This is a genomic window from Candidatus Methylomirabilota bacterium, from assembly GCA_027293415.1.
In the GTDB taxonomy this organism is placed as follows: Bacteria; Methylomirabilota; Methylomirabilia; order Methylomirabilales; family CSP1-5; genus CSP1-5.
Genome location: JAPUFX010000199.1, coordinates 1 through 7,730, shown reverse-complemented (window position 1 = coordinate 7,730; position 7,730 = coordinate 1). Strand labels below are relative to the sequence as shown.

4 protein-coding genes are annotated in these 7,730 nt (G+C 54.6%); all 4 read right to left on the bottom strand.

Going from position 1 to position 7,730, the window contains the following annotated elements; genetic code table 11:
- Positions 1-314: 314 nt before the first annotated feature.
- Positions 315-4,880 carry an AAA domain-containing protein gene (locus tag O6929_13650; GenBank protein MCZ6481423.1) on the bottom strand — a complete coding sequence of 1,522 codons (4,566 nt, stop codon included), beginning with the start codon at positions 4,878-4,880 and terminating at the stop codon, positions 315-317.
- A 483-nt stretch (positions 4,881-5,363) separates the two neighbouring features.
- Positions 5,364-6,131 (bottom strand): hypothetical protein, encoded by a 768-nt coding sequence (locus O6929_13645; protein ID MCZ6481422.1) that lies wholly within the window; start codon positions 6,129-6,131, stop codon positions 5,364-5,366.
- Between the two features lie 52 nt (positions 6,132-6,183).
- On the bottom strand, positions 6,184-7,161 hold the full coding sequence (locus tag O6929_13640) for an NADPH:quinone reductase (protein ID MCZ6481421.1): 978 nt from the start codon (positions 7,159-7,161) through the stop codon (positions 6,184-6,186).
- A gap of 276 nt (positions 7,162-7,437) precedes the next feature.
- The coding region (locus tag O6929_13635) for a cytochrome c (GenBank protein ID MCZ6481420.1) at positions 7,438-7,730 on the bottom strand (293 nt) is incomplete at its 5' end.

Here is a 7,730-nt window from a genome sequence, read left to right as displayed (position 1 = left end):
ACTGAGGGGTTGTAGGGGAGAGACTCCCCTATGCTTGGGGGGTGCTCAGCGAGGCTAAAGGCGAGCGCCGAAGGGGGGCCTGCCCCCCTAGCGGAAGTGACGCACCAAGGGGGGATTGTTAGCGGGAAATAGTTGGTGCGGTACTAGTACCTCCCCTCTCTCTTTGCCCGTCCTCCCCAGTCCCTGGAGCACAATATTGGAACGTCCATCAGGCAGCATCTCGGACTGGATGATCTCGCCGGGCCCAGGCAAAGAAAGAGGAACTTCTTATCATTCAGAATATTTATGCGTGTACGTGTGGTGAGAAATGTGGGCTACGTGTCGTCTTCGGACGAATCAATACGGGCAGAATGTTTGATCACTGAAGAAACACTGGGCACATCCTTCCAGTGGGTTTGGATCATTTTCGCACGTTCCAACACGTGCTGAAGCAATTCCTTGCCTTGAGCCTCTTTTTGCTGTTCCTGCTTTTCAGGATCACTTGAGAATTGCCCGAGTGGTTGAATCTCAAATTTTCTCAGGCGGCGTTCGATCTTTTTCATGGCTTCAGGCGGATGCCGCAAGAACTCTGAACCTCTCACCCGAATGAAGTGCCATCCTAATCGTTCGAGCGTCATCTGGCGGTGTAAGGAGGCCTCCAGGGCTTCACGTGTAATCTCACGATCCCCGTCGCACTGGATTGCAACTCGATTCCCTTTCTCCCCGATAACTACGAGATCCAGTACGAATTCACCTACCTGACACCCAACCATCACATTGTATTGTGCGTTTACAAGATGCTCGTATACTTCGCGTTCTAATTCTGAGTTGAGTTTGCGGGGTGATTTCTCAATTTTTTTGGAACGCAGCCCGTCCGGATTGGTGGCATGTTCAATGAGCTTTAGGCGTAAATCATTAGTTTTCAGATCCCGTGACGGGTCGAGCGAATGAACGACCCACAACTGATCTCTTGCCCGGCTGGCAGCGACATTAAAAACTTTTTGTGCGTCATCTCTCGTCCGCAGGTGCAAGGGTTTTCCATTATGCGACGGACTATTGACCATGGACACAAAGATGACGTCTCGCTCATCTCCCTGGAATTGAGCTCCGTTACCACACAAGATACGGCGTCTCTGATATTCTGAAACCGTCATGCGCCTCCGAAGCATGGAATCAATATAGAGAGCCTGATCGGTTCCCACCATGGAGATCACCCCAATGGTGGACTTTTCGTATTCCTTGAACCGGGTCAACGCGAGAACGAGGGAAACGATCTCCAAAGCTTCTGCCTGGTTTATCTTGTCTTCATCCTCTCCATTTTCGACATATCGAGCCACCAGAGCCGGCCGAAATGGGCTCGCGGAGGCTTCGCGTAAGGATTGAATCTCCTGGTTGTAGCACAGCTGATTACTAAACTGAATAATGTCAGGAACGCAGCGGAAATGCTCGAGCAGCCGGATGGTTCCGCCAAAGGATTGGCGGGCGAGATCATAGACCGAAGACTTGGCGTCATAGAGTTTTTTATTTGGGATATCAACCAGGATTTCATCGATCAGCTCATGGATCTGATCTGTTCCAAACCCGACGGCGTACGGACTGACCTGTTCATGGTCACCCACGACAACCACTTCCTTTCCCAGAGCAAAGGCGACCAGGCCCAAGACATCACACTGGCTGGCTTCATCAATGATGACAACATCAAATTGTGTCGTAGAGATATCAAAGCTTTCCACCACACGGGAAAGAGGCATGATCCAGACAGGGACGGCTTCACGGCATTTTATAAGTGTCTTCTTCGCTTCTTCTTTATACTCACGAACATGTTTTCCCGTACCTTTCCCGATTTTCTTATGTAGACCAAGCCACCCATTGAGCGCTTGTTGCTGCTCCAGCCCCGTCCGGTTCAGCTGGGCCAACCACGATAACTTCTCAACATATTCGGCCGTAATGTCCTGAACCTCCTCTTTCAAATCGTTGAGTTGGGATTGCAACTGATCCAGATCAATCTTTGCTCTTTCCTCCAAAAGCTGTTCCCAATAACGATGTCTCCAGGCGTCGTTCGGATCTCCCGGTAAGTGTCCTGCATCATGGGGCTCCTTCCTTGCTGCTAACATGTCCACCCATGCGGACGCATCTTCACGAAGCTTCTCCAGAAGTTCCTTACGCCGACGATGATCGTCTTTCAGATCATCAAGGTGCTGGAGCTTTTCCCAGGCTTGCCGGTAGACGTCAAAATCCGAGCGGCGGATTCCGGTGCGGAACTGCTTGATGAGAGCATACGAGGCCTCCTTGCGGGAAAAGGTGTCCAGATATTCCACCCACGCATCCTGTTTCTTTTCCATACCTTGCCACTGGACAAATTCAATGCGAGCTTCCAAAATCGGGAGGAGAAGATTCTCAATAGCCGTCCGGAGACCTCCCTTCTCCTGTTTTTGAGCCAGCGTTTTTTTAATGAATCGCTCCCAATCAAAGCCGCAATCGATTAACTCCTCCTGGAATTGGCCCCATTGATGCTTGTACCATCCCATGGCATCACGAATTTTCTTGGACGCAGTTTTCAGTTTCTTTTCAGGATGTTTGCCGAGACCGTCTTCCCCGAATGGATTCTGATCCAGATATTCGACCTGGCGGTTCCATCTCTGAACAAGTGCGTCCCTCAGGGCCCGGATTTCCATGAAATTTTCCAATGCCCTGAAATGCGCTAGTTTTGATGGCTTTCCCGAATCCACCTGTGAGCTTTCGACAAAATCTGTCCAGTCCCGATGCATGAAAGACAGGATCCCTTTGAGCTTCTTCCCCGCTTCCAAATGCTCTATGATGGCCTGGCAGATTTTCATGTTTTCTGCGTCTGTACGGTTTGAATCTATTTTGGGTCCATGCGAGAGCACCAGGGCCTCTTTCTCAGGAATCTCCTTACAACAGCGATCAATGAGATCGAGAAGTTCATACCATGGCTTTTGCTGTTCGTCGGGTTGCCGACCGATTTCCAGTAACTGGTTGACCCATTCCTGGTCAGCATCAAAGACTTCCGCTGCACTGCCAGCTTTTCGCATGAGCTCTTTTAAGGTGGCCTCATCTTGATCATCGTTGGACCAGTACTCAGCACCGCTTTTGAAGTCGATGTCTTTGTTTTTCGTGGCGCGATCAAAGTGTTTGGCAAACGTTTCAGGATCAGGAAGTGTGTTCGCTTCGGGTAAACGTGAATCCAACAGGGTTTCGTCATCGCTGGAAATTCGGGCGTTAGCAGCATAAAGGATTTCCAGTTCTTCCCGATGCAGAGGGGGTTCGGGCCGGTTGGAAATGGGGCCTGGAATCCATCCGTTTTTCTCACTGTTTGCCAAAATCCAGCGCGCTGCCTCAGAAGGGAGCGTTTTCGGAACTCCTGGCTCAAGCGCACGATATTCTTCTTCGGCGGCCTCGAGAAGCTGATCCCGCGTTTCGTCGTATTCTTTTTTCAAAACGTCCCGTTTTTCCTTTAATGTATCAATCTGTTTTTCCAGTTTCTTGCTCCCGGCAGATGAAAGATAATTGATAATGCCCGTTACGGATTCTTCCAATTGTTTGCTGTTATCCTCGTCGCTTTGCAAAACAGCCACACAAAGGGACTGCAGCGATTTCGGGACATGTTCCCGGACCACCCGCAAAGCCTTGGATGTTTGACTCGTAACCAAAATATTTTTTCCCTGGGCCAGCAGGTGGCCGATGAGGTTTGCAATTGTATGACTCTTGCCGGTTCCAGGAGGCCCTTGAACCAAGACCGCACCGGTTTCCTCCAGCCGATGGATCACGCGTTCCTGTTCAGCATTAGCGGATTTAGTGAGCAGGAGATCGATTTTCTTGGTCTCGGATTCATCCCGCTCGGCCCCTGCTCCTGTATCAATACCAATCACGCGTAGCAGGGATTCGGGGAAATCCTCTATCTGAGGAATGAGCTCAATATATTTTTCGATGGATTCAGGAAATCCAAATGTTCGAAGCCCGAGAAAAATATGGGGCCTGCGATAGAGATAAGAGCCCGAGGCTTCACGTGCCTCTATTTCATTGTTAAAGAATTTCCCGTCACGCCAAAGCCTTTGAACTATATCCTTCAGAAAGGCGCTGGTTTCTTCACCCCCAAAGGGATGGTAATGCCCATCTTGGAGCGCCTCACGGATTTGCTTGAGTGTGGCTCCATCTACACCCAGAAACCGCAAGAGCGATGAATAAAGTTCGGGTGGATCTTGGGAGTCACGCAAGACAAATTCCGGAACGCTCGCATTGAAATCGAGTGCAATCCTTTGCAAAAAAATGGGATGCCTGACAACATGGCCGTCTTTGTGCGTGACAAGGATCCCGTCCGCGGCATAAATTTGATACCTTTCAGACTCCCGTTGAATTTTTCCGTACAGATCAAATAAGTCTTCAAATGCACCTAAGGCATCAAGAACTTTTTTCTCGGAGATTTCCCACTGACGTTTCAGATTGATCCAATCTTCAAAGGCACGGACACGTTCCGGAACATCTTCAAATGTTTCCTTTTTGCCGCCTGTGACGTCCAGCGTATTTCGGACAAACGTGGAAGGATCGGCTTCCACACGAGCGTATCCAGGTTTCAGCCAGTTTTTTAAGATAACACCGGGTTCAGGACATTCGCTTTCATGTGGGCGGCTCACTTTGATGATGAAATCACCATTCAAACCCTGTTGGTTGAGATCATGTGAAACGCCAAGAAGTTGCAGGTTGGTAAAATCCTTTCCCCGCAAGATGCTGGGGTAAAGCGGAAGCGTATCGAGCCAAAACAGCCACTCATACCGTTCGGAATTAACCACAGGCGGCGTCTTAATATGATTAAGCTCTTTAAGGTATTGAAATACCCGCTTAATCTGCCGACGAGCATCTTGAATGTTATATTTGCGTCGCACCTGGTGACTCCGTGTCATCTTGTCGGATTAGGGGGCAAGGCAGATAGCAGAAACAAAGGCTCTTTCCTCGCTTTTTAGCCTTTCCTCCGCCCCTTTAACCTCGTGAAAATCAAAAGCGCCCTCCCGGGCCGTAGCGCTGCAAAGAGGGTTGTGCAACGGTTATGCCAAAGGTCGACAAATGGCCAGACTACCGCGTGGGAGAGTGAAAACACCGGCATCCTGGGATGCAGATAGACACAGGCAGAACCCCGCCAAAGGTCAGCTATGGAGGTGGAACGGGACCCCTGTGGCGGGTAACCGGGGGGTAGCTATGTGCGGGGCCGTTCGGGTCAGGTCGGTTGTGGATAGGTTGGGTTTTTGGGTCACGAAAGGGCACGTTTTGCCGCGTCCTGCACACCCAAGCCCTTGAAAGTTTTGATCTGCTTGCCTATGCGCATGATTCGTCGATAGGGGGTCAAACTTTGACTATTTGCGGCAGGCGGATCACTCGTACAGGGGCACGCCGCCGTCCGGCGAGGGAAAGCTGTCGTCCCCGGCGAAGGCCCACAGGTAGGCCTTGCTGAGGATCATGCCGTTCGCCTCTCCGGCAAAGCTGTGCCCGCAGTGGGGGACCCCGCGCCCGTGGACCGCGCTGGCGCTCCGGGCCATGGCAGGCAGGGTCATGGCGAGCATGGCGGCCGGGCCGTCATCCTCTCCATAGACCACGTACACCTCCCCCGTGTACCGCCTGAGGCCGTTCAGAAAGTACCATCCCATGGACCCCACACCCACGCTGTCGTACGTGGAGACCAGCAGGATCTTTTTCACCGCCGCAAAGAAGGGGGCCACGGTCACGACCACCGATCCCCCGGAAGAGAACCCGGCCAGGTACACCTCGGGGTCCTTCGCACCGCAGAGCGCCTCCGAGCGTTCGAGGCAGTGCTCCACCAGATAGGCCATGCCCTCGACGTAGATCCGGTTCCAGCTCGCCCCCCGATAGGAGTACGGCTCGTCCGGGTGGTCGAACTGGCCATCCGGCATGGGCGGGGTGAAGGTCACGAACGTGGCGATCTTCTGGCTCTGCAGGTATTCGGCGAGGCGCACATAGCGATTCCCGGCGCCCTCCATCACCTCACCCGTCCCGGGCGCCTGGATGATGAACCTGTCGGCCGTCGTGGGGAAGGCCATGAAAGGCACCTCGTAAGGCACAGTCTGCCCGCGATACCCAGTAGTCGTGAGCCGCAGCGTCCCCGTCTCCATCGCCGTCGTCACATCCCCGCCCCTTGAGGGTCAGGCTTGCAAATTCCTTGTTAGACGCCGAAGCCTACCGCAACTCCAGAACGACCCGACCGGGTGTGGTCGGATGTTCCACGCGCTCATGCGCCAGCGCGATGTCAGTCAGTGGAAATTGGTGCGCAATCTCGAATCCCGCCCACCCGGCCGCAAATGCTGCATTCAGGGCCTGCGCCGCGGCCGCCTTCGCCGCTGCGGGAAAATCGTCACTTCCGAGAAAGAACAGGCGCACATTCTTGAACACCAAAGGCCAGAACGGGACCGGTGGCTCAGGGTGGGACGTCGCGTACGTCGCGATCGAGCCGCCGTCCGCCAAGACCGCGACGTCCGATGCCACGTTATGGCCAAACGCCACTTCGACAACATGGTCGATGCCGGCGGGCGCGTAGGCGCGGATCTCCTCAACGAGGTCGGGACCAGTGACGAGCACCTCATTGGCCCCGGCTCGCCGAACCACCTCGGCATCCGTCGCGTTCCGTACCGTGGCAAGGACCCGTGCCCCTGCCCGATGTGCCAGCTGCACGGCACACTGCCCAACCGCCCCCGCGCCTCCCTGCACGAGCACGGTCTTGCCGGCGACCGGCCCCGCGACATGCACGGCACGGTGCCCCGTGATGCCGGGAATGCCGAGGCATGCCCCTTGCTCGAACGAGACTCCGGTCGAGAGCGGGACAGCCTGGACGGCCGGAATGACGACGTACTCGGCTGCCGTCCCGAACGGGCGGGAGCTCTGCGCGCCGAAGCACCACACCCGCTCGCCCACCCGCGACGCCGGGACGCCCTCGCCGACGCTGTCGATCGTGCCCGCCCCGTCGCTGTGTGGGATCACCCTCAAGTATGGCATCCCCACGACGAAGGCGTCCTGGCGCTTCTTCACGTCGCCGGGATTGATGCCGGAAGCGGCTACACGGATGCGTACCTCGCCCGGTCCAGGTTGAGGGTCTGGCATCTCCCCGACGACGAGCACATCGGCAGCAGGGCCCTGTTTTTCGTACCAAGCAGCTTCCATATCAAAACTCGGAGTGACGCGGGACAAGGCGGTCTAACTTTTGAGGATGCTGATCAGCACATCCCGGTCCTCACACTTCCAATGGACGCGCCGATTCTTCTCGGTTCTCAAGGACTTGTCAAGGTCGCCGTTGGAATTATCAGCGATCGGCAGTGTGATCAGGAGAAACAAGGACGGATTGGAAAAGCGAGGTGAGATCGCTTGGGCGGTTCGCAGTGATACGACAGCTCCTCAAGAGATGAGTCAAGAGCCGACGTGACCCCATCACTTCCGCGTTCATTGCATCATGGGCATTCGGCGCATCATACCGGGGCCGCGGCCGCCATGCATTCGCAGGACATGCTGTCCCGCCGCCTCCTCGCGGCGCTGGCGCGCCGAGAGAACGCCGGTATTCAGCGAGGCAACGTAAAACGATAGGGCCCAGAATTCCTCATCACTCAGCGCACCTTCGTACGATGGCATCGGGGTGCCGGCGAGACCCGTTACCATGGTTCGGTAGATCGCTTCTGGCGCTGAACCCCGCTTGAGGGGGCGCGTTAGGTCAGTTGCCTGGATCGGATACCCCCAGT

Excerpts from the sequence above, each read along its gene's own strand:
- O6929_13640 (MCZ6481421.1), bottom strand. The coding sequence starts at position 7,161 with ATGGAAGCTGCTTGGTACGAAAAACAGGGCCCTGCTGCCGATGTGCTC.